This is a genomic window from Bacillus sp. FJAT-29790 (assembly GCF_019039215.1).
In the GTDB taxonomy this organism is placed as follows: Bacteria; Bacillota; Bacilli; order Bacillales; family Cytobacillaceae; genus Cytobacillus.
The window spans coordinates 1,329,691-1,355,098 of sequence record NZ_JAHNZZ010000001.1; the positions used below are offsets into that span (position 1 = coordinate 1,329,691).

The 25,408-nt window shown below is 37.5% G+C and carries 21 protein-coding genes, 1 pseudogene and 1 riboswitch; of the genes and pseudogenes, 13 read left to right on the forward strand and 9 right to left on the reverse strand.

Going from position 1 to position 25,408, the window contains the following annotated elements; all coding sequences use genetic code 11:
• Positions 1–88: 88 nt before the first annotated feature.
• A complete protein-coding gene (locus tag BGM26_RS06205) occupies positions 89–1,759 on the reverse strand; it encodes a ribonuclease J (protein WP_217038831.1) in 1,671 nt (556 codons plus the stop codon).
• A 244-nt stretch (positions 1,760–2,003) separates the two neighbouring features.
• On the opposite strand from BGM26_RS06205, the gene BGM26_RS06210 reads away from it, so the two are divergent.
• Both BGM26_RS06210 and plsY read left to right on the forward strand, forming a co-directional pair.
• Complete coding sequence (locus BGM26_RS06210; protein WP_217038832.1) at positions 2,004–3,518, forward strand: MDR family MFS transporter; 1,515 nt, start codon at positions 2,004–2,006, stop codon at positions 3,516–3,518.
• Positions 3,519–4,115: 597 nt separating this feature from the next.
• Positions 4,116–4,700: a glycerol-3-phosphate 1-O-acyltransferase PlsY gene (gene plsY, locus BGM26_RS06215; protein WP_217038833.1), complete on the forward strand. Its 585-nt coding sequence runs from the start codon at positions 4,116–4,118 to the stop codon at positions 4,698–4,700.
• A gap of 94 nt (positions 4,701–4,794) precedes the next feature.
• Here plsY and BGM26_RS06220 read toward each other — a convergent pair whose 3' ends face one another.
• The 3 genes from BGM26_RS06220 to BGM26_RS06230 all read right to left on the reverse strand — a co-directional run bounded on the left by BGM26_RS06220 (position 4,795) and on the right by BGM26_RS06230 (position 8,713).
• Positions 4,795–6,198 (reverse strand): sodium:solute symporter family transporter, encoded by a 1,404-nt coding sequence (locus BGM26_RS06220; RefSeq protein WP_217038834.1) that lies wholly within the window; start codon positions 6,196–6,198, stop codon positions 4,795–4,797.
• A 99-nt stretch (positions 6,199–6,297) separates the two neighbouring features.
• The gene (gene speB, locus BGM26_RS06225; protein WP_254119075.1) at positions 6,298–7,287 is read right to left on the reverse strand and encodes an agmatinase; all 990 of its coding nucleotides are present in this window, start codon (positions 7,285–7,287) and stop codon (positions 6,298–6,300) included.
• A gap of 67 nt (positions 7,288–7,354) precedes the next feature.
• Positions 7,355–8,713 carry a sigma-54 interaction domain-containing protein gene (locus BGM26_RS06230; RefSeq protein ID WP_367949271.1) on the reverse strand — a complete coding sequence of 453 codons (1,359 nt, stop codon included), beginning with the start codon at positions 8,711–8,713 and terminating at the stop codon, positions 7,355–7,357.
• 286 nt (positions 8,714–8,999) lie between these two features.
• On the opposite strand from BGM26_RS06230, the gene BGM26_RS06235 reads away from it, so the two are divergent.
• From BGM26_RS06235 to BGM26_RS06255, 6 genes and pseudogenes are all read left to right on the forward strand, one after another.
• Positions 9,000–10,067, forward strand: coding sequence for an ATP-binding protein (locus BGM26_RS06235; protein ID WP_217038835.1), 1,068 nt, complete (start codon positions 9,000–9,002; stop codon positions 10,065–10,067).
• Positions 10,068–10,552: 485 nt separating this feature from the next.
• Complete coding sequence (locus tag BGM26_RS06240) at positions 10,553–11,707, forward strand: CapA family protein (protein ID WP_217038836.1); 1,155 nt, start codon at positions 10,553–10,555, stop codon at positions 11,705–11,707.
• Positions 11,708–11,887: 180 nt separating this feature from the next.
• A pseudogene (locus BGM26_RS21895) lies at positions 11,888–12,991 on the forward strand (methyl-accepting chemotaxis protein); the annotation flags it as partial.
• A 123-nt stretch (positions 12,992–13,114) separates the two neighbouring features.
• Complete coding sequence (locus BGM26_RS21900; RefSeq protein ID WP_483297795.1) at positions 13,115–13,933, forward strand: methyl-accepting chemotaxis protein; 819 nt, start codon at positions 13,115–13,117, stop codon at positions 13,931–13,933.
• A 317-nt stretch (positions 13,934–14,250) separates the two neighbouring features.
• Entirely contained in the window at positions 14,251–15,066 is an 816-nt protein-coding gene (locus BGM26_RS06250; protein WP_217038838.1) for a CPBP family intramembrane glutamic endopeptidase, read from the forward strand.
• A gap of 72 nt (positions 15,067–15,138) precedes the next feature.
• Positions 15,139–15,429 (forward strand): HesB/YadR/YfhF family protein, encoded by a 291-nt coding sequence (locus tag BGM26_RS06255; RefSeq protein ID WP_217038839.1) that lies wholly within the window; start codon positions 15,139–15,141, stop codon positions 15,427–15,429.
• A gap of 39 nt (positions 15,430–15,468) precedes the next feature.
• Here BGM26_RS06255 and BGM26_RS06260 read toward each other — a convergent pair whose 3' ends face one another.
• From BGM26_RS06260 to BGM26_RS06270, 3 genes are read right to left on the reverse strand one after another with little or no spacing between them, the layout of a single operon-like run.
• Entirely contained in the window at positions 15,469–15,759 is a 291-nt protein-coding gene (locus tag BGM26_RS06260; RefSeq protein WP_217038840.1) for a hypothetical protein, read from the reverse strand.
• A 22-nt stretch (positions 15,760–15,781) separates the two neighbouring features.
• On the reverse strand, positions 15,782–16,213 hold the full coding sequence (locus BGM26_RS06265; RefSeq protein WP_217038841.1) for an acyl-CoA thioesterase: 432 nt from the start codon (positions 16,211–16,213) through the stop codon (positions 15,782–15,784).
• Positions 16,197–18,545 carry an AAA family ATPase gene (locus BGM26_RS06270; protein ID WP_217038842.1) on the reverse strand — a complete coding sequence of 783 codons (2,349 nt, stop codon included), beginning with the start codon at positions 18,543–18,545 and terminating at the stop codon, positions 16,197–16,199. The genes BGM26_RS06265 and BGM26_RS06270 overlap by 17 nt, the downstream gene beginning before the upstream one ends.
• 241 nt (positions 18,546–18,786) lie before the next feature.
• On the opposite strand from BGM26_RS06270, the gene BGM26_RS06275 reads away from it, so the two are divergent.
• Positions 18,787–19,179: a globin domain-containing protein gene (locus BGM26_RS06275; protein ID WP_217038843.1), complete on the forward strand. Its 393-nt coding sequence runs from the start codon at positions 18,787–18,789 to the stop codon at positions 19,177–19,179.
• 88 nt (positions 19,180–19,267) lie between these two features.
• On the opposite strand, the gene BGM26_RS21655 is transcribed toward BGM26_RS06275, so the two are convergent.
• Complete coding sequence (locus BGM26_RS21655) at positions 19,268–19,396, reverse strand: hypothetical protein (RefSeq protein WP_302053223.1); 129 nt, start codon at positions 19,394–19,396, stop codon at positions 19,268–19,270.
• 374 nt (positions 19,397–19,770) lie between these two features.
• Between BGM26_RS21655 and BGM26_RS06280 the strand changes: the two genes are divergently transcribed.
• On the forward strand, positions 19,771–19,911 hold the full coding sequence (locus BGM26_RS06280) for a YwzD family small protein (protein ID WP_217038844.1): 141 nt from the start codon (positions 19,771–19,773) through the stop codon (positions 19,909–19,911).
• Positions 19,912–20,203: 292 nt separating this feature from the next.
• On the opposite strand, the gene thiT is transcribed toward BGM26_RS06280, so the two are convergent.
• The gene (gene thiT / locus BGM26_RS06285; protein WP_217038845.1) at positions 20,204–20,806 is read right to left on the reverse strand and encodes an energy-coupled thiamine transporter ThiT; all 603 of its coding nucleotides are present in this window, start codon (positions 20,804–20,806) and stop codon (positions 20,204–20,206) included.
• 63 nt (positions 20,807–20,869) lie between these two features.
• Positions 20,870–20,973, reverse strand: a riboswitch (TPP riboswitch).
• 137 nt (positions 20,974–21,110) lie between these two features.
• Between thiT and BGM26_RS06290 the strand changes: the two genes are divergently transcribed.
• The 3 genes from BGM26_RS06290 to ggt all read left to right on the forward strand — a co-directional run bounded on the left by BGM26_RS06290 (position 21,111) and on the right by ggt (position 25,202).
• Positions 21,111–22,160: a YeiH family protein gene (locus BGM26_RS06290; RefSeq protein WP_367949272.1), complete on the forward strand. Its 1,050-nt coding sequence runs from the start codon at positions 21,111–21,113 to the stop codon at positions 22,158–22,160.
• Between the two features lie 156 nt (positions 22,161–22,316).
• Positions 22,317–23,204: a selenium metabolism-associated LysR family transcriptional regulator gene (locus tag BGM26_RS06295; protein WP_217038847.1), complete on the forward strand. Its 888-nt coding sequence runs from the start codon at positions 22,317–22,319 to the stop codon at positions 23,202–23,204.
• A gap of 399 nt (positions 23,205–23,603) precedes the next feature.
• Positions 23,604–25,202: a gamma-glutamyltransferase gene (gene ggt, locus BGM26_RS06300; protein ID WP_217038848.1), complete on the forward strand. Its 1,599-nt coding sequence runs from the start codon at positions 23,604–23,606 to the stop codon at positions 25,200–25,202.
• Positions 25,203–25,408: the final 206 nt, after the last annotated feature.

The following is a 25,408-nucleotide window of genomic DNA, read 5'->3' on the forward strand; positions in this document are numbered from 1 at the left end:
GGCCCAAAGCATCCCGAACGCAATCCTTGCTGAAGAAATGCGCCCAGTTGTTGAAGATCAATTAATTCATTTTTTAAAACTTCCCCTATTAAATTTCAATAAGGATAGGAACGATCATTGGTTCTTTCTTAGTCTGTGTATATACATATTGTCGGATTGATTTTTTTATTTGTTTTTTCAATACATTCCATGAGTTTCTATTTGCTTCTTGTAGCTCGTTAACAGTTTCTGTAGTAAGTCGATTAACGCCTCTTCGGAGTTCCGAGAAATCTTTATCCATAAATCCACGAGAAATGGTTTCGGGTTCAGAAATCAGTTTTCCCTCCGCTTTTCTCATAGTTAATATAATCATGAGCATCCCATCCTCTGAAAGCTGTTTGCGGTCTCGTAACACAAATTCCCCAACATTACCGACATCCCCCCCGTCTATATAGGTATTCCCAACCGGTATTTTCCGGGTCTGACGGGCAATGGCATGTTCGATATCGACGACATCGCCATTATTGATAATAAACGTGTTTCCTTGCTCTACTCCAACCGATTCAGCTAACAAACGGTGATGGTGCAGCATTCTTAATTCACCGTGAATAGGAATAAAATATTTTGGTTTCATTAATGTAAGCATTAGTTTTAAATCTTCTTGATAACCATGGCCGGAAACATGCATTCCGGATGTACTTCCTAATCCATAAATCACTTTGGCTCCAAGTGCAAATAAATTGTCAACGATACTCGTGACATTTCGTTCATTCCCGGGTATTGGGCCCGCTGCAAAGATAACCGTATCTTCAGGTAAAATGTCGACACCGCGAAAGTTTCCAGTGGACAGGCGGGCAAGAGCTGCCAATGGCTCTCCTTGACTCCCTGTGCATAATATAGCTACCTTTTCAGGAGCCATTTCATTAATTTCATTCGGGCCAATTAACATTCCCTCAGGAACTGTTAAATAACCGCGTTCCATAGCAACCTCTACAACATTAACCATACTTCGTCCAAGCAACGCAAGTTTTCGTTTTGTTTTTTGCGCAGCATTCACGACTTGCTGAACGCGACTAATATTTGAAGCAAAGGTTGAAACAATAATCTTACGTTCGGCTTTCATGAAAGCTACTTCCACATTTTCACCTACCATTTGTTCCGATGGGGTCAAACCTGGACGTTCTGCATTAGTACTCTCGGACAATAGAAGCAAGACCCCTTCTTTGCCGATTTCAGCCATTTTATGAATGTCCGAATACTCATTAGTCGCAGGGGTTAAGTCGAACTTGAAGTCTCCCGTATGTACAATATTCCCCTCTGGTGTGTGAAAGACCATTCCCAAGCAATCGGGAATACTATGGGTCACTTTGAAAAAGCTCACACTCATTTCTCCGATTTTCAAGTTTGAGTTTGAGTTAATTTCAACAAGTTCGCTTTCTCTTAGAAGTTTATGTTCTTTTAATTTAATTTCAATTAATCCTAGTGTGAAACGCGTGGCATAAACGGGTACATTCAATTTTTTTAAGAAGAACGGTATCCCCCCGATATGATCTTCATGTCCATGTGTGACAATTAAAGCCCTGACTTTATCCTTATTTTCTACTAAGTAAGCGATATCAGGGATAATCAAATCAATTCCTAATAAACTTTCATCAGGAAACTTATTGCCACAGTCGATAATCACGATATCGTTTGAATATTCGATCGCATACATATTTTTTCCGATTTCATTCAAGCCGCCTAAGGCGAAGATAGATAATACGTTCTTTTTTGTACTCAAATTTATATCCTCCCACTTGAAAATATATCTTAGTATGCCCTTTTGGTTTCTCTTTATCAGTGGGTTGAATGCTCAATCTTTTACTTGAAACATCTTTATTGTCGTTCAACGACAGCATGACCTCTTATTGTTTTGTCTTTAAATCTATATTGAAAAAAGCAATAAATTTAGGGAATAAGGGCATATGGCTGTATAATAAATATTAAAGTAATAAAATGAAAATTAATTGAAGAGGAGATAAAATATGGTAACAAAAGAAAGTAAATTTGGTTTTGTGATCGCGGGATTATTGCTGGCGATATTAATGGCGGCAATGGATAATACGATCGTTGCGACTGCGATGGGGACGATTGTTGCCGAACTTGGCGGCTTTGACAAGTTTGTTTGGGTGACGTCGGCCTATATGGTGACTGTTATGGCAGGTACACCCATTTTCGGAAAACTGTCTGATATGTATGGGCGTAAACGATTCTTTATTTTCGGTTTAGCCGTTTTCCTAATTGGTTCGATCCTTTGCGGAACTGCTGAAAGCATAACACAGCTTAGCATTTATCGTGCCATTCAAGGAGTTGGCGGCGGAGCAATCATGCCGATCGCCTTTACGATTATTTTTGATATTTTCCCTCCTGAAAAGCGTGGAAAAATGACAGGCCTTTTTGGAGCAGTTTTTGGAACATCAAGTATTTTTGGTCCGCTACTTGGGGCCTACATTACCGAGTATGTTAGCTGGCACTGGATTTTCTACATAAACGTGCCTTTAGGTATTCTTTCATTCATTTTTATTATTTTCTTTTATAAAGAATCACTCGAACATCGGAAGCAGAAAATTGATTGGCTGGGCGCACTTACCCTCGTGGGTGCGGTCGTATGTTTAATGTTTGCCCTAGAGCTAGGTGGTAATCAATACGAGTGGGCCTCAGGCGTCATTCTCAGTTTGTACGGCGCATTTGTTGGATTTTTTATTATTTTTCTCTTTGTCGAAACGAAAGCATCTGAACCAATTATCTCCTTTCAAATGTTCAGAAAGCGGTTATTTGCAACGAGTAACGCGATCGCCTTTTTCTACGGGGCGACATTTATTATCGCAACGATTTACATTCCGATTTTTGTTCAAGGGGTTTTTGGCGGAACAGCTACAAACTCCGGACTCATTTTAACACCAATGATGCTCGGATCTGTTTTTGGTAGCCAAATTGGCGGTTTCATGACAACAAAAACAAGCTATCGTAATATTATGATTTGCTCCGGTTTTTTCTTAATAACGGGTGTATCCTTATTAAGTACCATTTCACCGGATACTAGCCGCCAAATCATGACACTTTATATGATTATCACAGGCTTTGGCGTCGGCTTTTCATTCTCTACGTTAAGCATGTCTGGCATTCACGGCTTCGATATGAGACAGCGTGGTGCCGCAACTTCATCAATTACGTTTTTCCGTTCACTTGGGATGACACTAGGGATAACGATATTCGGTATTATGCAACGCAACCTTTTCGCAGATCATTTGAAAGAAGCGTTCTCTGGGATGGGGAATGGGGGAAACTTTGGCGATTCACGGGCCCTACTATCCCCTGAATCACGTGCAAACATTCCTGCACCTATCTTGGAGAAGATTACATCCGCACTCTCTTCTTCGATTGCACAAACATTTATGTGGGCACTTGTGCCTGCAATATTTGCGGTAATTTTTATCTTCCTAATGAGCAATGAGCGTATAAAAGTACATGTAAAAAAAGAAAAGCTAGTAGGTGAATAAGGATTGAACTGCTTTAGGTTGCCAGTAAAATTAATAACAAAAAAGAGCGTAATTGCTCTTTTTGTTTGGCTGTTTTCTAAAAGATTGTTGCTTTTATCAACATTAAAAACAGTGCCTGTAGCGAAAAGGAACGGGCATTGTTTATTCCCGATAACAACAAACTTTACGAAAACAGTCTTTTGTTTTGACAAAAAGCCTAGGATATTAATTTATTTTAAATTAAATCAGCGTATTTTTTTTGAGTTACTTTTACAGCATTTTCATCCCAAATTAACACTAATACAGTACGGTTGCTTTTATTGATTACTTTCATTTCTAATTGTCCAGCAGCATATTAAAGTCTAAGTGTACAATCTGGCTTTGTTGTCGCGATCATTCCTTTGGCACGAATGACACCTAAAGGCATATTGCTGAACCATTTTTCAGGTATTTTTGCATTTTGAAATTTTCGGTGATATTACTTTATTCTCTTTTGTTTGTAAACCCTATTGTTAATTTTTTTAAAAACTTCTGTTTATCTTTTCAATTGACATGGTGTCCTTCACATAATGCGTGGTACAATATATTAACGCAGAAAAAGTTTGAAGGAGAATTTTTATGGCAGTATACGGTATTATTATTGTTCTAGCTTATTTACTCGGGTCGATTCCTTCTGGATTAATTGTCGGGAAAGTGTTCTATGGGGTAGATATCCGTCAGCATGGGAGCGGTAATTTAGGAGCGACAAACACTTTTCGAACGTTAGGTTTTAAAGCTGGGATGATTGTTACGATTGCTGATATTTTGAAAGGAACACTGGCGACATTACTTCCATTATGCTTCGGGTCTGAAATGCACCCGCTGGCCGCAGGAATTTTCGCTGTTGTCGGCCATATGTATCCTATTTTTGCAGGATTTAAAGGCGGAAAAGCCGTGGCTACGTCCGGCGGTATTCTATTAGGCGCAGCACCCCTTATGTTCATCATCATGCTAGCGATCTTTTTTATCTTTCTATACATAACGAAATACGTTTCCCTCGCCTCCATGCTTGCAGCTGTTGCCGCTGTTATCTATGGATTCATTGACGGAGATCCGCCACTTATTATTGTTACATCACTCCTTGCCCTTTTTGTCATTTACAGGCACCAAGCAAACATAAAGCGGATAATTAACAAAACAGAGCCGAAAATAAAGTGGCTTTAAATCATTTCAAATAGGGGAATCGTCTTGGAAACAGCTTTACAACGTAAAGCCCATTTTCAAGACGATTCCCCCTTTAGTTACATCTGACCCTTTTTTATATCGTACTTGATTTTTCCGCAGGAATCTCTATTGGCTTTGTTTTAAATGCACCAATAAGCATGATAATCCCCCCTGCTGCAACCCCAAAGATAATTGCATTTAAGGATGAAGCACCTTCAATAGACAAATCCACAATAATAACTATCGAGCTAATCAACATGGAAATTAGAGCAGTTTTGCTTGTGATTCTTTTCCAAAACAATGCTGCTATAACAGGTAAGAATATGCTCCCAGATAGTAATGCATAAGCAACGTCGAGAGCAACAATAAGGTTTTCAAGATAAATTGAAGCTCCAATTGCCAACAAACTCACAACTAGAATAACGATTCTTGTTAATTTCACTTTTTGTTTTTCGCTAAAATCCTTTTTGAATGTCTGAAGGAGAAAGTCATTTACCACAATTGTAGAAGTAGCCATAATGGTACCCGATGCAGTTGACATGAGGGCTGATATAACTGCTGCAATGACTAGACCAACAATCCCGGTTGGTAAGATGGTCATAATAAGCTCTGATAAAGCTGTTTGGGGATCATTAAGCCTTGGTAAAACAATGCTTGCTACCATACCGATAATAGCGCCAGCAATCCCATAAATAACACAAAAAACGCCAGCAATAATTGTTCCTTTCCGCATAATTTTTTCATCTTTAGCTGTAAATACTCTTTGCCAAATATCTTGCCCAATTATGATTCCAAATGTGAACATTAAGAAAAAAGCAAAGATTGATTTCCCACCAATATTTGCAATGTTAAAAAATGATGGGTCGAGCTTGCTTGCCATTCCAGAAATTCCTCCTACATTGTAAATCCCTAGTGGCATCAATATCAAAATAAAGCCAACAGCGAGTACCCAAAATTGGATTACATCTGTCAGGGTCACTGCCCACATTCCGCCAAGTATCGTATAAGCAAGCATGATGAGACCTCCAATAATGATGGCTGTCGATAACTTTATATCAAATATCGCTGAAAACATTAGCCCCATTCCGATATTGGCTGTAACAGTGATCATGAAATCGTATACAATCATAATCCATCCACTAATCAGCCTACTACTTTGCCCATATTTTTCACCTAACATTTCACTTACACTGAATACTTTAAGCTTGCTCAACTTCTTAGAAAAAAATATTCCAATTACAAAAATACCGAATCCAAACATAAATACTAACCACATACCGGAAATTCCGTATTGATAACCTAAAGCAACACTTCCAAAAGTAGAGCCGCCGCCTAATACTACGGCGGCTAATGCTGGGACATATAAATTGTAACTTAACCTTCTCCCTGCTACTAAGAAGTCGTTTTCATCTTCAATTTTTCGGACACTAAATATACCAATCCCAACAAGTATTCCTATATAAATTAGAATGACTATATAGTCTAAATTTGTTATCATCGAAAGTCCCCCCCGTTTTTAATAAATTTCTACTCTAATTAACATGGGTAACTTGTTAATGTGAAAACAATTTGGAAAGTAATTATTTTTATTAGCTTGTTATGCTTTAGTCATTTGATTTGTTTCAAATAGAGCATTTTGCTTTTTACGTTTATTCCAGGCAATAAGCCCGATAAATTCATAACAAATATTTGCTGCGGCAATACTTGTAATTTTTGTAGGATCTCGATCAGGTAGAACTTCCACAAGATCAAAGCCAATAATATTTAAGCCAGTAAGCTGGCGAACAAATTGTTGAGCTTCATAAGTATTAAAACCTCCAATTTCAGGTGTCCCAGTTCCAGGTGCAAAAGCGGCATCAAGAAAATCAATATCAAAACTAACGAAAACGGGATTATTTTTTACTCTTTGTCTTATTTTTTCTCCTAGTTCGTTTGGCGATAGTGCCTTTACTTGATCTGTTGTTATTACTTGATAACCTAATGCTTTTGCTTCGAGGGCATCCTCAGCGCAATAATGGGTACCACGCATTCCTATCTGGATAGATTCATTTGGATTCACGATCCCTTCTTCAACCGCTCTTCGAAATACTGTTCCGTGTGTATATTTTTTCCCGAAGTAAGAGTCCCAAGTATCACCATGGGAGTCAAAATGAACAAGACTTACAGGACCGTACTGTTTGGCTATTGAACGAAGATGTGGAAGTGAAACAGAATGATCCCCGCCAATAATAATTGGGATAACTTTTTTACTAACCAATTCATCCAGCTGCTCTTCAATTAATTGATAAGACTCATCAATATATCCCGGATTCACGTCAAAATCACCGTAATCAACGCCTGAACAATATTTAAAAATATCAATCTCTAAGCCTGGGTGATAAGGTTTCAATAATGTGGACATTGATCTTACTGCTTCAGGTCCAAATCGGGTGCCAACTGCAAATGTCCCTCCTGTATCAAATGGGGACCCTACAATGACAAAATCTACATCCTCTGTCGTTTTAATATGTGGCAGACGCATGAAAGTTTTAATTCCACAAAAGCGGGGCGATAATTGCCCATCCATAGGAACGTATTTTCGTTTCAAGATAAAACCTCCTTTATATTGTTAATTTTTTATAATGCAATTCTTATGCCAAAAAAATCCTCAATAGCTATTTATTTAAAATCGCTGTCGAGGATCTGATATACTTATTAATTTTTCGGTTGGCCGTCGCTTGACTAATTTTTAATGCTTTTCCAAGGGCAATGCTATTCGGATATTTCTCGTACTTCCGAATGATAAATTCCCTTTCCATTGCCTCCATGTATTCACCTAATGTCAATTCATCTTCTAGATTTATAGTAAAATCTGGGTCTAGACTTGCAAAACAAATTTTTTCACCGTTGGATAAAATCATTGTCTTCTCAATATAGTTGCGAAGTTCACGGACATTACCTGGCCAATACTGATGAGTCATCCATGTGATCATCTCAGTCGAAAAGGATTTATTTAGATGATACTTCTTATTAAACTCCTTTGTAAACTCATCTATAAGTAAAATAATTTCAGTTTTCCTTTCCCTAAGTGGTGGGACTTCAATTTTTATTACATTGATTCGAAAGTATAAATCTTCGCGAAAATCGCCTAACTTTACAAGTTGTTCAAGGTTTTTGTTAGTAGCACAAATGACTCGGCAATCAATCTTTATTTCTTTATTTCCACCTATCCTTGTTATTTTGCGATTCTGTAAAACAGATAACAGTTTTACCTGTAAATGTAATGGTAGCTCAGCGATTTCGTCCAGCAATATCGTTCCTTTTTGCGCTATCTCAAAATAACCTTTTTTTCCTCCCTTTCTTGCACCAGTAAATGCTCCTTCCTCATAACCAAACAATTCAGATTCAATAAGAGCTTCTGGAATCGCCCCACAATTCACTTCAATATAAGGCTCATCTTTTCGGAAAGATTCTTTATGTACCAGCTGAGCAAGTCGTGTTTTTCCCACTCCGGATTCTCCTTCAAGTAGAATCGTAACATCTAAATATGACACTTTTGAAATAAGCTCCATTAACTTTTGCATTTTTGACTCATCTTGCAAAATACCTTTTTGTCTTCTCAATCTCTCCAGCTCTTTTTCATGTAAAGCCACCGTCCTTGCAACTTGCTCATTTTTCTCTTTTAACATCTCCAGTTCTGTAATATCTCTAGAAAAACTTAAGACTCTTTCCAGTTCACCTGCTTCATCAAAAGTGGGGTAAGCGGAGACAATAACCTTCTTGTTCAGTTTCGTAAATTGAATTCTTGATTCTGCTACCTTACTAGCGAGTACCAGTTTCGAAACTGAAGGATTTAATACATTTTGTTGTTCTAGTTCCTCCACAGTTTGACCAATGATCTTCTGGGCTTCTACTCCATATAGGTCATAACAAAATGGACTAACGTGCAAGACCGTTCCATTATTGTCTGTAATAAAAATTTCATCAAATGAATGTTGAACAATTTCCCTCAACAACAAAGAATCAATTTCCACTAAAATTACCTCCTTTTCTTCTTAAGCTAGTCATATTTGATTATAGTGTATTCAAAAGAGAATAACAATTCAGAAATTTTGGTTCACTTAAATTAAGATGATTATTCATAAAATTTTTCCAACCAACTATTATCTGATATTATACTAGTAAGAAAGACCTGCTCGTCATTTAAAATACGAAAATATTACATAACTGAACATAAACTGATTTTATTCGTCATAGATTAGATTGAAAGTAAAATGTTTTTTTAAAAATGTTGAGGAATCTAAAAAGGATGGTTTAGTTATGCACTTATCTGGAGTGGTTTTAGAAAAATTGCCTTTTCCCTATTATTTCATTGATGAAAATTTCAAAATCCTTTCATCGTCCATACAATCGGAAGAACAAATATTTACACGTTTGATAAATCAAAAAGATTTTGAGCTTTTCCACCTTGCTTTTTTCGATAAGAATGTTTTTGATTTATATTTGAAAATTCAAGAAAAATATACCCCTTATCGAGTTTACAAGATTCTTGAAGAAAATAAACATTGTCACCTTTTTTGCTTCCCTGTTGAATCGGAATCCGAACAATTAAGGAACACAGTTGCACAGGCCGAACGAAGATTTCTGCAAACGAGCACGTTATTAAGTACAAAACAGACCAAACCCCAAGAAATCCATGAAGTGACCCTCTCTTCAGATTATTTAGCCAACGTCGGTAAACTAGCAGCAGGGATTGCCCATGAAATTAGAAATCCTTTAACAACAGTGAAAGGATTTATCCAACTGCTAAAGCCTTACTTAAGTGATATCGGCAAAGAGCAATATGCAAATATTGCCCTCGCCGAATTAAACCGTGCAAATGATCTCATTTTTGAATTTCTGGATGCAGCAAAACCGCGGGAACATAAAAAAGAAAATCTCTCTCTTAATAAGATTGTCAAGGAAATTTCCATGTTATATGAAAGTGAAGCGATTCTTCGAAACGTTGAATTAGAAACTAAACTTTCAGAAGTTGAACCCATCGTCTTTGCTGATGCAAAGCAGCTTAAACAGGTACTTGTAAATTTATTAAAAAATGCTCTTGAAGCAATCGAGAATCACGAAAGTGGAGAAGTTGGAAGAATTCAAATTTCGGTTGAAATCAAAGAGTCTGCTTCATATATTGTTGTGAAGGATAACGGTTGTGGAATGACTAATGAAACAATTGAAAATTTATTTATGCCTTTTTATTCGACGAAACAGACCGGTACTGGCATTGGGTTACCCATTTGCAAAAAAATCATTGAGGAACATGAAGGACAAATTCATATAAATAGTCTGCCTGGAAAAGGAACAATATTTAAGATTGAGCTCCCCCTATTAAGCTGAATTTTTTTTGCTAAGAAAGCGGCGCTTTTGGCTGCCGCTTTTCTCATATTTTTATTAATTGAAACCCACCTGTGCCAAAAACATCATTCACATAATCTAGCTTCGTATGGTTGAAATAAACATAATCATTTTCATGGATCAAAATATTGATACCTTCAATTTCAAAAACTTTGTCTTGACTTAATGGCCGCTCCTCCAGAGACAGCTTAACCTTTGGGCCTCCTCAGCCAATTCCCATCGACAAACGAATATACAGCGTCTCCGAATCATCTTTTTTCTCTTTTTTTATCGCTGCAGCAAGAATCTTTGCTGCGCTCCCTGAAAGTTTTAACACTCTATCACCTCATTATCATCTCTCTTTTCATTATACCCAATCACGAACAAAAACCACGAATAAAACACTTTCTTTCATTTGTAAAAATCTCAATCCATAAATCATTATTTTGTATTATAGTAGATGAAAAGCTTTTGTAAAGGAGCTCCCTATGAAAAAGAACAAATCCCTTTTATTCTCGAGTTTTTTATGTTTAGGTTTAATTTTGCTATCATCATTCCTTATTTTTAAAATGTATAAAGAGACAGAACAAACAGAGATGGCCTTCAAACCTATTCAAACACACGAAGGAAGACATGCCGTTTTAAGTTCTAAATCATTTAGAGAAACGATTACACTTGGTGCCATTGGAGATATACTCATTCATGATTGGCTGTACAACGATGCCAAAACAACAACAGGTTATGATTTCAATCCAATGTTCCAACATATTAAAACCATGCTTCATCAGCCAGATCTTCTGCTTGCAAATCAGGAAACGATTTTAGGCGGGACAGCACTTGGAATCTCAAGTTATCCATTATTCAACAGCCCTCAGGAGGTTGGAGATGCCTTATTATCGGCAGGTGTGGATCTCGTTTCCACCGCAAACAATCATTCTCTCGACAAAGGTGAGATAGGTCTTTTAGCATCCATTGATTATATGGATAAAATTGGCCTTCCACATGTGGGAACTTTCCGAGATTCACAAGATAAGCAATCATTACTGATTTTGAACAAAAACGGAATTAAAGTCGCTTATTTGTCTTACACGTACGGCACAAATGGCATTCTAGTACCTCAAGGAAAAGAGTATCTAGTCAACTTGATTGATAAAGTAGCAATGAAAGAGGAAATTCATCGTGCTAAAGTCGGAGCGGACGTCATCGTGATGAGCCTTCACTGGGGAAATGAATATCAGCGTTTTCCAACGGACGAGCAAAGGCAATTGGCACAGTTTCTCGTAAATGAAGGAATCGATATTTTGTTCGGCCACCATCCACACGTGTTACAGCCGATGGAATGGTTGAAAGCGGCTGATGGGCGCAAATCACTCGTTGTTTATTCCCTAGGCAACTTCCTTTCTGGCCAAAATTGGGATTATAAGGATATCGGCGGGATGGCCACTGTTGAGGTTACGAAAATTATTGACGAGGACGGAGTCCAAATCGAATTGGGAAATCCTGATTTTTTTCCGACTTATGTAGCCCAGCAAAATTTGAAAAATTATCGTGTAATCCCCTTAAAGGATGCCGGTCCCGCCGGGTTGAAAAACGCAGAGGCGAAATACGTGGAAATTCAACACCATATGCTGGATGATCTGTAAATTATGTAATCAGAAAATATCAATCTCTCGGAAAATTGTAATATAACTTTCATAACTTCCCAAATAGTTCCTCGTACCTATCGATTATAATACATGTAAGATAGAAAAGTTTTCAAAGGGTTTTAAGGGGGAGTTTCGATGTCTTTAAAAACAAAATTAATTGTCGGTGTATTATCTACTATGGTTCTCATTATTGCTGTTTGCTCGGGGTTTACGTATATTTCAGTTCAGCTTTTTTCCGAAAATGGCAGGGATTTGACGCAAGGGCTTTCTTCTGACGCGAAAAGGGATGTTACTGGGTTTGCCGAACATTACTCAGGTACTTTAACCTACCATGAAACTCTAAATGTGAAAAGCTCGATCAATCACGTACTATCACAGGCAAAGAGTAATTTAGCGACTGCCGCCAGTTTTAATGAAGTCTTTTCGAATCAACAAACTGACTTAATCTCATTATTCGAAAAGATTGCAGTCCAAAATGAAATGGTTACCAATATGTACTTAGGTACAGAAAATAAAGGATTTACTATCTACCCAGAGGATTACGATTTGCCACCGGACTATGATCCTACAACAAGACCGTGGTATATTCCTGCAAAAACCGGGCAAAAAGATCAATTCTTTGTAACAGATGCTTATCTTGACGCAGCCGGGAAAGAATACATGGTCACAGTCAGTATGCCTTTATATAAAAATAATGAATTGTACGGAGTTCTCGGGATCGACTTATCCCTTGAGAAACTGACTGCATCGATTGCTGATACAAAGATCGGGAACACAGGCTATGTCGTTTTAACCGACAAAGAAGGTGCCCTTCTCTCCTATAAAGATCATGAACTTGTCATAAAAAATGAAAACATTTCATCACTGCCAATTTTTAAAGAAAAGAATGGTCAAAACATCTATTTAGATACGGAACAAGTTACATATGTAAGTGATAAGGACGAGGACACAGGCTGGCAGATTTTCTCCGTTATTTCGCAAGAAGAAACGAAATCCTTTTCTGACCAAATTTCACAAAATATGAGTAACCGAATTATGAATGCGGAAACGGAACTGCAAGCGATTTTTTCTAAACTATTATCGGTACAGATTATTATTATCATTGTTCTTCTTATTGGCTCTATTTTCATAAGCTTCTTTTTTGCAAAGTATTTCATCAATCCAATTAAGAAGCTGTCTGATTTTTTACAGAAAGTTGCAGATGGAGATTTAACGCGGAAAATGGATGTTCAATCAAAGGATGAGATCGGAATCCTTTTTACATCTGTCAACCATATGATTGATAGCTTAAAAGCAATGGCAAACAAAATGAATCATTTAATTCAGGAAGTTGAGAACGATTCAAAGATTCTAAATGAGCAAGTGAATGTGTCTTCTCACGTTACAAACACGGTTAATGCTGCGATGAATGATGTAGCAAATGGCTCTGAGCAGCTTGCCGCAGATATGGTTAATATTTCTACCCATGTTGATAATAACGACCTTGCTGTTCGCTCCATGTCCGAGCGAATAAGTAAAATTGTTTCACATGCCAGAGAGACGAAATCTGTCACTTCTGAAGGCCAAACCGCCATGGAAAATATGAATAATAAAATGAACAGAATTGTTGCCCAATCAGTCGAATCCACTGCAATTATGCAGGAGCTTGATCGAAAACTGCAAGCGATTAATGATATCACCACACTGATTCATGATATTGCTGAGCAAACAAATCTTCTCTCCCTTAATGCTTCCATTGAAGCTGCACGGGCAGGAGAACAAGGCAGAGGCTTTGCAGTCGTTGCTCAGGAAGTGAAAAAACTCGCTGAACAAAGCAGTGATTCCGTTGGAAAAATCTCAGGCCTGATCTCAGAAATTCAAATGGATTCGTCAAAAGCATTAGAAAATATCGATCTTGGGCGGCAATCAGCAGTCCAAGGAGCTAATATGGTTGAGGATACTTCGAAAAGCTATAAAAACATGATTGGCTTCATTGACAGCCTTGCAAATGATATTGATGAAATTGCGGGCGCAAGTGAGACACTTTCAACGAGCAGCCAATCCATTTCAATCTCAGTTGAAAGTGTGGTGGCCATTTCACAGCAAACATCAGCAGGCGTAGAGGAAGTAACTAGCACAACCGAAGAACAACGTCAATCCGTTCATGAGGTAAAACAAATCTCCGATCATTTACGCAAGTTGACCTTAGAATTGCGCGAATCGATTGAACACTTTAGAGTATAAATGGCGGGAATGAGTCTGGGTAACCACCGGGCTCATTCCTTTTTCTTGCGAAATTGCATTTTCATCAAAGAATGACAATGATCAAATTCGCCTTGGCGTATTGCGTCCAGATTTTCACCTTAGCTTGCTCGATAAATTCCTTAAAAAAATCTAAGGGGTCGCCGGAGGCTTAACTTTATTCAGCCGGGGTTTGAACCCCCATTAAATTGGATACCTGAAAGCACTCATTACGCCACTTAGTAGAGTAAGATCTCTGCTGAATAAAGATAAAAATGGTAAAATAGCATGAAGGAATGTTGGGTGAAAGGGTGAACTTGATGCCACTACAGAGAAAACAGAACCAATTGATGCAATATTTACAGCTTTTTTTATTTATTCTTATTGTTCTAACCGTTCAATATCAGCTCTTTATGGTTGCTTTTGCAATGGTTATTGGGTTTATCATTTATATGGCGATTGTCTCCAATCAAAAGCGGGTTTTTGTTTGGGTGAACATTGCTTATTTAATCGGTTATTTGTTCTTCTTATATGGGGATCGAATCATCGATGATTTGTCTTACCCTGTTAACACGTTAATGATATTAAGCCGCTGCTTACTGCTTATCCCGATTTTTTTCATGGTGTATGTCATTCGGAAATTTAGCGAAAATATAAACGACTACTGGAATAGACCAAATTGGCAGGCTCAGATTGGATTTCCATTTGTTTGGGGAGGATTTCATTTTGTTTCAGTAAAGGTATTTTTGCTAGTTGCCATTTTTGTGAATTTGGTATCTTTTATCCCCTTCATCTCTTTTGCAAAACTTAGCCTAGCACCTCCCTTCCTATTTTTCGTATTCCTGTTTTCAATCGTGAATGGGTTTTTAGAGGAACTCCTTTGGAGAGGCATTTTATTAACTAGGATGGTAGACTTGGCGGGTGAAAAGCCCGCGCTCTTCTTTTCTAGCATTGCATTTGGTTTGTCCCATCTTGCATTCGGCTACTCATGGGCGGTATGCCTCGGATTTGCGGTAGGCGGTTTTTTCTATGCAGGGATTACGATTCGCTCTGGGAGCATTCTTCCTGCAATTATCTGGCATATTGTATTTAATATCTTTATGATCCTAAGCGGCCTTATTCCGTATGTGGGCTGAAGCATTTTTAATAGCGATTGTGGAGAACTTACCATATAATAAGGCTATCGCTCCCTGAGGAGGTGTTTCAAAATGAAAATACATATTAGCGATCATGCAGCAGCATGGTATCAAGATGAAATGCACTTGAAAAGTGGCGGTTTTATTCGCTTTTTTGCCCGATATGGCGGATGCAGCGCGGTACAGCAAGGGTTTTCACTTGGTGTATCCAATGAGGAGCCTGTTAATGCAGGAACAGAAACAGTAAAAAATGGAATTACCTATTATATAGAGGAAAAAGATTTATGGTATTTTGACCAGCATGATTTATATGTCGAGTTTAATGAAAAAGCTCAGGAGCCAGTGTTCCAGTATACGATCTAAAAAGAGTTAGCGGACATTGTGTCTGCTAACTCTTTTTTCTTACCAAATATGTTCCATTAATCCTTCTTCTTTTAGGATAGCTGTTTGCCGTTCGCCAATTAAGTCAAAATGCGAATAACCGTCTTTTCGTATATGTATCCATTTGGCCTGCAACCCATGGTTCTTTCCCCATTCAATTAGTTTCTCCATATCGTTGCAGCCAACTTTTGTGACTGTTGTGCAGCCAGGGAAACGTTCATCAAGCCAATAATGGGTTAAAAAAGCGATTTGTCCACGATCGATTTTTCTTTTCCATTCCTGGAGATCCTTCTTTTTAATGCCAAATGCCAATATTGCACCTCCATATTACATATTAAACATTGACCGTTTGTTTTTTTGCCTTATCATAGGCATCATGCCAAACAGGATAGGTTCTCTTAATAGAAATAGGCCTAAAGGTATCCTTTTTCACACAAACATGCTTGGAGGTTCCTGTGACAGCCAACTCACCCGCTTCAGTGTAGATTTCATAGCTATAACTAACACGAATGCCGTCATATTCTTCGATCCATGTTTTGACGATTGCTTTTTCACCGTACCGAAGCGGCTTTTTATACGATGCCTGAATATCAAGAACCGGGGAGATAATTCCGTCCTTTTCCATTTCAGCATAGCTAAAACCTAAATCCTTAATAATTTGGGTCCGACCTAATTCCATCCAGACGAGATAATTTGCGTGATAGACAACGCCCATTTGATCCGTTTCCGCGTACCTGACTTCAATTTCCTTAGTTGAAATAAGCATCCTTATTCCCCTTTTCCATTTTTTTTATAGCTGTTTCAAAGTCCGATTTCTTTAGCATAGAAATATTCTCCAGATTTATGTCATTCTCCTCAGACATTAACCTCATCGCATGAGATTGAATCGTTTCATCCGTTATATTTGTAGCATAACGGCCATTTCCATTGATCGGAGCTCGTAATGATTCCCTTAAATAATTCAATGCTTCCGAATCAATCTCATATTGATAATTCGAAGCATAGTTTACAATGATTTCTAGCAGCTCCTCTGCGGAATAATCGTTAAAGTAGAAAAACTTTTTAAATCTTGATTTTAAGCCTGGGTTACTCTGTAGCAAGGCTTCCATTTCCTGCGGATACCCTGCTAAAATGACAATTAAATTTTCATTATGCTTTGTCATTTCATCGACAAGCGTGTCAACAACTTCCTTCCCAAAGTCGCCTCCTGATGAAGAAAGCAAGGAGTAGGCCTCATCAATAAAGAGAACGCCGCCAAGCGCCTCCCTAATTTTCATTTTTGTTTTTATCGCAGTCTGGCCGACATAACCAGCTACAAAATCGGCTCTGCTTGCAACGATCAAATGACCTCTTTTCAGCAACCCGCATTCTTTTAGTAACTCGGCATATATTTTGGCGACCGTTGTTTTTCCCGTCCCTGGATTGCCGGTAAAAACGGAATGAAGTTGAATTGGTACGACTGGAAGCCCCTTATCCCGCCTAATTTGCTGCATGTTCACAAAAGAAATGAGCTGGTTTACTTCCTTCTTCACAGTCTCAAGGCCGACCAAGCTAGCTAACTGCTCTTTTGGGTTTTTATCCTTTTCCTGTACAATATTTTCAAAGTCTTCTTTTTCAAGCAATGTGTAGGCCAAAATATGATTGTCCCTACTGGATTGGGTACCTTTTTTAAATATCGCATCTAATACGATATTCCTAACCGTCCGTGCATTTCCAAATGTATCATCGACCCGCTCGTTTTCAATTCGTTTTTCAAGCTCTTGTTTTGCCCCGTCAGTTAAAACATAGTCATTCTCCATTGCAAGCTTTTCGGCGATCATAATCAATTCGGCATTCGAATAGTCTTGTAGCGGAATATGGTTTGAATGGGGAAAACGGCTTCTAAGACCTGGATTCGCATCCAAAAATTGTCGCATTTCTTCCGGATAACCCGCTAAAATAACGGCGAATTTCCCGCCGTATTCCGTTCCGGTCATTAACGAAACAAGGGTATCAATTGCAGTTTGACCATAATCATTTCCTGACTGCCCTTCTCTTTTCAAGCTGTAGGCTTCGTCGATAAACAAGACACCCCCGAGCGCTTTTTCGACGATTGCTCGCACATTTTCCTCTGTTTGTCCAACAAATGCGCCAACAAGCTGGGAGCGATCTGCTTCAACCACTTCTTCACGAGGCAAAACGCCAAGCTCATGATAAATTTTTGCTAGTAAGCGGGCGATCGTCGTTTTCCCTGTGCCTGGATTTCCTGTCAATATCATATGAAGGCTCAGTTCATCTTTCGTTTGAAATCCTAATGTTTTACGTTCTTTTTGATATTTAAGAAAGCGATAAAAGTCGTTCACTCTTCCTTTAACCGATTCAAGTCCAATCATATCCTGAAGCTCGATAAGTGGAGTCACATCTACTTCTTTTTCCTCTTTCTCTTCATAAAATAATTCATGCCATTCTCGTTTTAACCTTTCAATCCCGTCCAAATGTTTCTTCATATCACTGTAATAGGTTGATGTATAGAAAACGCCCGCAATTGATTGTTCATATTCTTCCGATGCCTTAAAAAGCAAGGCCGTCTCATCTATCGTTTCTTCTAATAGTTCAGCCATTTTCTCGTACGTTTGTAGAATTTGTGTATCCTTAATTTTTTGACCATTTGCCATCATTTTCTGCAAATTTTCTTTTTCCTCTTCTGCCTGATCTAGAAATTGACGGCAAATTTCAAGGAATTGCTCTGCTGTTTTTCTTTTTGCTTGCCTGTTATCTGTTTCTCGAAGTGGCGGAAAAGATAAGACATTCAAGATTTTCTCCTTATCTTTCCATTCGTATTTCGTCAAAAATTCAGCTGCTCTTTGATTTTCAGGATCTAGACTGATTGCTTCATGAATCCATGCTAGGCCAAGAGAATCTTCCTGCATTCTTCCAATTCTTGAGAGCGCTGCTAGTGTTAGCATTTCAGATACAAGCTTTTTCTCCTCACCATAATCCACTTCTTTAATCGAAGTTAATAAGGCTGCTTCATTTTCTATATGCCCATATTTTTCAAGTTCTTTATCCCATTGCTGAATTTTTTCTTCTATTACATTTCTTTCTCTTCGTTTTTCCATTTATGATCACTTCTTTTTTTCAAATTCGATAACTTATGATATCACATTTTCAATATTACTTAGACATGATGAGACTTGCACTTTATCTTTCAACAAAAGCAAACCATTTTCCAGATGAAGAGTATCTTTAATGATAAGGAATATGATGTATTTTGAAAAATGTGATTTATATCACGATATACCCAATACTTTATCATTATAATAAGCATAAATTAAAAAATAATATGAGTAGGTGATAAAAATGGATTATAAATTTAATACACTTTTTACCGAAATCGGCGGTGCTGAAACCATTGATAAATTAGTAAATGCCTTTTACCCCAAAGTGTATGCAGATAAAGATTTAAGTCCGTTGTTTGAGGGAGAAATGGAAGAGATCATGAGAAAGCAGCGAATGTTTCTTTCGCAATTCTTAGGAGGACCGACCCTTTACAGTGATGAATTCGGCCCGCCTGCAATGAGACATCGCCATTTGCCATTCGAAATCACCCCGAAAAGGGCAACTGGCTGGTTGCGTTGTATGAAAGAAGCATTTAAGGAAATTGGACTTGACGAACACCCAGCAGGTGCAGTTTTTTATGACCGGTTAACCCAAGTCGCTTCCATTATGGTTAATAGTTCGGATCATGAATAAATAGGATAATTTATTTCTCAAGACAAATGAAAAACACAAAAAAACCCACTCTTATTTTCTAGAGCGGGTTTACTTGTATTTTTGGACTTTACCAGTCTTGGGTATTTTCGAGCAATGTATCAATTTCAATTTGTCTGATCAGATAGCGAAAATCGTCCTCCGCTATTTCTGTCGTAGCTTCCAAAAGTTGATCAATATCCGCATTAATTAAAATCATAATCAGACCTCCTTTATTTCGAGCATGTTTTTGTATCGGTTCCAGATTTGTTCCTCTTACTACAGTATTCGGAGTGGCCCTATCCGGTTTGGGGGTCAATGAAGAAATTTTTGAAACATCTATTTCTCTGTCGATTAAATTCAATCTTTTCTTCCAAATAAAAAGCCCCGATGGGAACGTATTCCCTTAAAAGATTCCTATAAAATACACAATTCCAAGCCGCACATTAAAAATGGAATGTTAATATATTGTATGAATGGTTTTATAAACTCTCAACAGGGAATAAAGTGAAACTTCACTAAGTGGGGGTATTACTGCCCGTTAATCTGCGATAAAATCCATATGCAAATTTACTAACTTGAAGGAGTTTACAGATGGAACCAAAAAAAAATTCATATAAATTTGCCAAAGTGTTAGAAACCGCCCTAGACAAAGGGCAAAATGAAAATCAATTAACTGTCAAAGAATTAATAAAAGAGCTTAAAGACCAATTGGAACCGTTATTTAAAAAATAGGGCTAAGCATTTGCTTTGCCTGTGATTAAGCATTTCAACGCTCAACTCTTTAATCCAAGAAGGTATTTTCATCGATTAACTTAAAAAACAAACGCAAAAAAAGAAATCGTAATTTACGATTTCTTTTTTTATTGAATGATTTTCATTAAATAAAGAATGAACAATTCCTTTAGAATATATTATTCTCCATAAAAAGAACAATAGCGACAATAAACATAACTTTATTCCTGTTTTTAGGTTTGGTTCAATACATAATAAAATATACTCATTGTATGCTAGTTCCCCAACTATATTATGAAACATTTTTATGAGTAATCGCAGGTACATCGTGATCTTTTCTAATGATTAAACGAGGTGCCGTCGATAGTATTAGTACGACGACAATGGAACATAAAATCGCTGCCCCGAGCATCGATGCTCCGTTTGCCATAAAAGAAAAAGCGACAGCAGAAACCCCTTCTGGTGCATAACTTCCGAAAAAGAAAACTCCTGCGAGAAAGTGCCAGAAATACCTAGCAATGCTTCCGACACAAACGGCCACTACCATCCACCCTAAGGCTTCCTTTTTATCACCAAAGCTTAAATGCTTTTGAATTAAGTTATAAAATAAGCCCGCGAAACCAATGCAAGCAAATGCAATGAAGTATTCAATAAAAGCTTGAAGAGGTGTAGCAATCCAGGCATCTCCTGTAACAATTTGTAAGATTCCCCACAGAAAACCTGAAATAAGGCTTACCTTAAATCCCCAACGAAAAGCAAGAATAAAAATCGGCACCATCGCGACCGAAATCGAAATCGACGGTGAAAGCTTAATGGATGGCAGCAAATCTAAAATCAAAGCAAATGCTGCGAAAAACGAAGCTTCAATCATGGCCGGCAAACTTAATTTTTTCATAAAAAAATCTCCCCTTTGTTCGTGTTACGCGACCTCAAGGGGAGAATAGCAATACAGAAAAATAATCTATTCATGCCACATTCCTGCGCTAGAATTATCTAACAGGTTCAAAGGGTCAGAACAGATTATCTGTTCACTCTCAGCATTATGCTCCCCTTGTGGTTACGTTTCATTAAATTCATTATATCCTACCATAGTTTACCACAGTTATGAATAAATCCAATATATATTATTGCACATTCAATAAAATGAAACTAGTAAATTATGTTACGGTAGAACTACATATAAATTAGGAGGAATGGTTGTGGAGGCACAGAAAATACAACAATACGCATTAGATAAACAGCCAAAAAAAAAATTAAACTACAAAGGGTACGCAATAGGAATCGGCCTAACCTTATTATTGGCACTCATTGCTGGTCAAATGACAAAGCTCCCGTTTTTATCCATTATGGGAATAATGATTCTTTCCATTTTATTAGGGGGGGCTTGGGGGAATACCCTTTCTGTACCTGCAGTCGCCGATGTCGGTGTGAAATTTAGCAGCAAGATACTATTGCGTGCTGGGATCATCTTATTAGGATTCAGATTGAACTTAAAAGATATTTTAGACGCTGGTTTCTCCATCTTAATCATTGATGTGATTGTTATAGCTTTCACGATGGGATTCATTTTGCTCCTTGGAAAATTATTCTCAATTGATAAAGGGATCGCTGCGCTAATCGCCGCAGGAACTGCCATTTGCGGAGCTGCGGCCATCGTCGCTGTTGCACCGATCGTAAAAAGCAAACAAGAACATACAGCGATAGCCGTTTCTTGTATTGCCGTTCTTGGAACAATTGGGGCCATACTTTATATTTTTCTTTTTCCATATTTACCTTTAAGTGAACAGGAATACGGGGTCATGGTAGGTGCTACTTTACATGAACTTGCCCATGTGATTGCAGGGGCAGATGCCGGCGGAGCAATTAGCAGTGATTCTGCCATTCTTGTAAAACTTGGAAGAGTGTTGTTGCTTATTCCAGTCGCTCTTCTCATTAGCTATTTTATGAACCGGAAAAACCAGCAGAACAGCAGTAGTTTGAAAAACCTCCCTATCCCATGGTTTATTTTTGGCTTCTTGCTTATGAGTCTCGTAAATACGTTAAATTGGATACCAAATGGGATGACAAATTTTCTATTGCTTGTTAGCACGTATTTACTTGCAATGGGTATGGTTGGATTAGGATTAAATATTAAATGGAAGGATTTTGTAAAAGTAGGATTCAAACCAATCGGAGTGGGAATCGTTGGGTTTTTAGGTTTATTGGCTCTCACCCCCCTTCTATTATTTATCTATCGGTTTTTTATATAGGTTTTAATTAATCAATCGATGCTCTTAGCAATTATGGGAAAAGATATTCCTTTAAAAAGTGGGTAGCTTACAATGCTATCCACTTTTTAGAGGTAAATTACTTAATTATCTATTACAATAGTAGATAAATTACTTATGGAAGCAAGGAGTTTATCTATGAATCTCGATTATTTAAAAGTATTTTACGTAGCTGCAAATAATAAAAACTTTTCCCAAACAGCGAAGGATCTCCATCTTTCACAATCTAGTGTTAGTCTCCAAATTAAACAGTTGGAAGAACAATGGGATTGCCAGTTGTTTGAACGGACAACAAAAAAAATCTCATTAACCCCTGCTGGTGAAATCTTATATGGGAAAGTAAAAAAGTTATTATCTTTAATGAATGAAACGGAAAACGAGCTTCAAGAATTGAAGGGAATTGTGCATGGAGATTTAAAAGTTGGTGCTAGTTTGACAATTGGTGAGTACATCCTGCCTTTTATGTTGGCCGAGTTCAAACACCTTTACCCTAGGGTGAATATGTCCTTAAAAGTAGACAACTCTGAACAGATTATCGAAAAGCTTCTTAATCATGAAATAAATTTAGGCTTTATTGAATCAATGCTCTCATATCCGGCATTTATACAACTGCCATTTGCTCAAGATGAACTAATAATTATTAGCTCACCACAAAAAAAATTCACACAATCTTCGGAAATAACTATTGATGAATTATTAACACTTCCATTCATCATTCGTGAAAAAGGATCCGGAACAAGACAGGTGATGGAAGATGCACTGAGAAAAAATCATGTAGATCCTGAAAAATTAAAAATAATTATGGAACTTGAACAAACAGAAGCAATTAAATCTATTGTAGAGGCTGGATTAGGTGTTTCCATCATTTCAAAATCAGCTGTAAAAAAAGAGCTTAAATTGCAGACGCTGGAACAGTTAACAATTGAAGGGCTTTCCTTATACCGGAATTTCTATATGGTTTACCATGAAGAGGCACTTAAACAAACGAGTAGAAAGTTAATGGAATTTATAAAAAAAAAAGCTTAGATGACGCATAAACAAGAGAGGACCCATTTTATGAGTCCTCTCACCTTTCATTAAACAATCAATTTGCTTTTCAACTTCATACAGTTACATTGAGGGCATGTAATTTAAAGCAAAACCTTAGTTAACCACTGGTTAACCCACCACCCCAATTTTTTGAAAATTCTGATTCAACCCCCTTTTACCATGTATAAACTTTCCTCAGATAAAAAACATCATTTTTGTCAAATGGAAAGCAAAATCCCTTCAATACTTTCGTTAAATGCAATCATTAGGAAAATAACTTTCTAAATCAACATAAAATTAACTATTGACTTACTAAATACATCGTGAGAGAATATGTTTTATACATACAACGCAGAATATTCTGAAATATATAAATGAATTTAAGGGGGAAGAAAAATGGCAGATCGTCCGGCTGGAAATCCAGCACTTTCTCGTTCAGTTGTTCATGCACCTAATGGCATGGTAGCTTCTAGCCAACCATTAGCTTCTATGGCTGGACTTCAAATATTACAACGAGGAGGAAACTCATTTGATGCGGCTATTGCAGCAGCAGCGGTACTAGCTGTCGTGGAACCAATGCAAACAGGTCTTGGAGGAGATATGTTCGCACTTGTTTATAATCAGAAGAACAAAAAAGTAGAGGCTCTAAATGGTAGTGGTCGGGCTCCTTTTAAAGCGAATAGAGAATATTATTTGTCTCAAGGCTATTCAAAAATGCCATTAACCGGAATATTATCACTTACAACGCCAGGTACTGTAGATGGTTGGGCGGAAATTCTTGAAAAACATGGGACAATGACATTTGCTGAAGTATTACAACCAGCAATTGAATACGCTGAAAAAGGCTTCCCTGTAACTGAGATCATTGCAACACAATGGAAGCGAAGTGAATCCCTGCTTAAGCAAAATAAAGAAGCAAGCGAGTATTACTTAATAAATGGAAAAGCCCCAAGAGAAGGAGATATCTTTAAAATCCCACAGTTGGCAGATACGTTAAACGCTATTGCGGAAGGTGGAAGAGATGCTTTTTATAAAGGTAAAATTGCTCGTGAAATCGCAACATATGTTGAAAAGCAAGGTGGTTTTCTCAGCTACGAAGATTTAGCTACACACTCATCTACATGGGTAGAGCCAATTTCAACAAATTATAAAGGCTATGATGTATATCAGCTTCCTCCGAATGGACAAGGGGTCGTAACACTGTCAATGCTTAATATGTTAGAGAATTTCGACTTAAAAAATATAAAGCATAATTCTTCTGAATATATTCACCTTCTTGCAGAGGTAAAAAAATTAGCTTATGCTGATCGGGACTTTTTTATTGCCGATCCTGATTTTGCTCCTGTGCCAGTTGAGAAAATGCTTTGTAAGGATTATGCCTCAAGCCGATGTCAGCAAATTGACAAATTGCATCCACTTGTGAGTACAGGACCTGGGTTTGAATTAGCTGGTGACACAGTTTATTTATCAGTAGTTGATAAAGATCGAAACGTGATATCGTTTATTAACAGCCTTTTCACGCCTTTTGGATCTGGGATTGTTGCTGGGGAGACAGGTGTATTTTTACAAAATCGGGCTGTAGGATTTTCTTTAGAGGAAAATCATTTAAACACATTAGAACCAGGAAAAAGGTCCCTTCATACGATTATTCCTGCACTTGTATTAAAAGATGAACAGCCTTATTTTTCTTTTGGGGTGATGGGTGGAGACATGCAGCCACAAGGTCAGGTGCAAGTACTTCTTAATCACTTGGAATACGGAATGAATGTTCAAGAAGCAGGAGAAGCTCCTCGTTTTCGTCATCATGAACAAGGAATAGCTTTAGAGTCGAAAATTTCAAGTAAAACAAGGTTAGAGTTAATGGAAAAAGGTCACCATGTCACCTCTGGCTTAGATTTTTTTGGGGGTTATCAAGGTATACGTATCGATACAAAAACAAATATGTTGCAAGGAGGGTCAGACCCTCGAAAAGATGGATGTGCTATCGGTTATTAAGTACTCAATCTAAAAATTTCTAAATTTTATAAACTAAGGATGCTTATAAAGGTGTAATAAAAATAAATCTAGTAGGAAGGAATAATGAACTATTATCCTCTTACATCATTATATAGACGGTTCCATAAAGCATGGAGGACAGTGATTTTTTATTTCACTGTCCTCCATGCTTTTCTGTCTCTCATTGCCATATTAATTCATAGCAC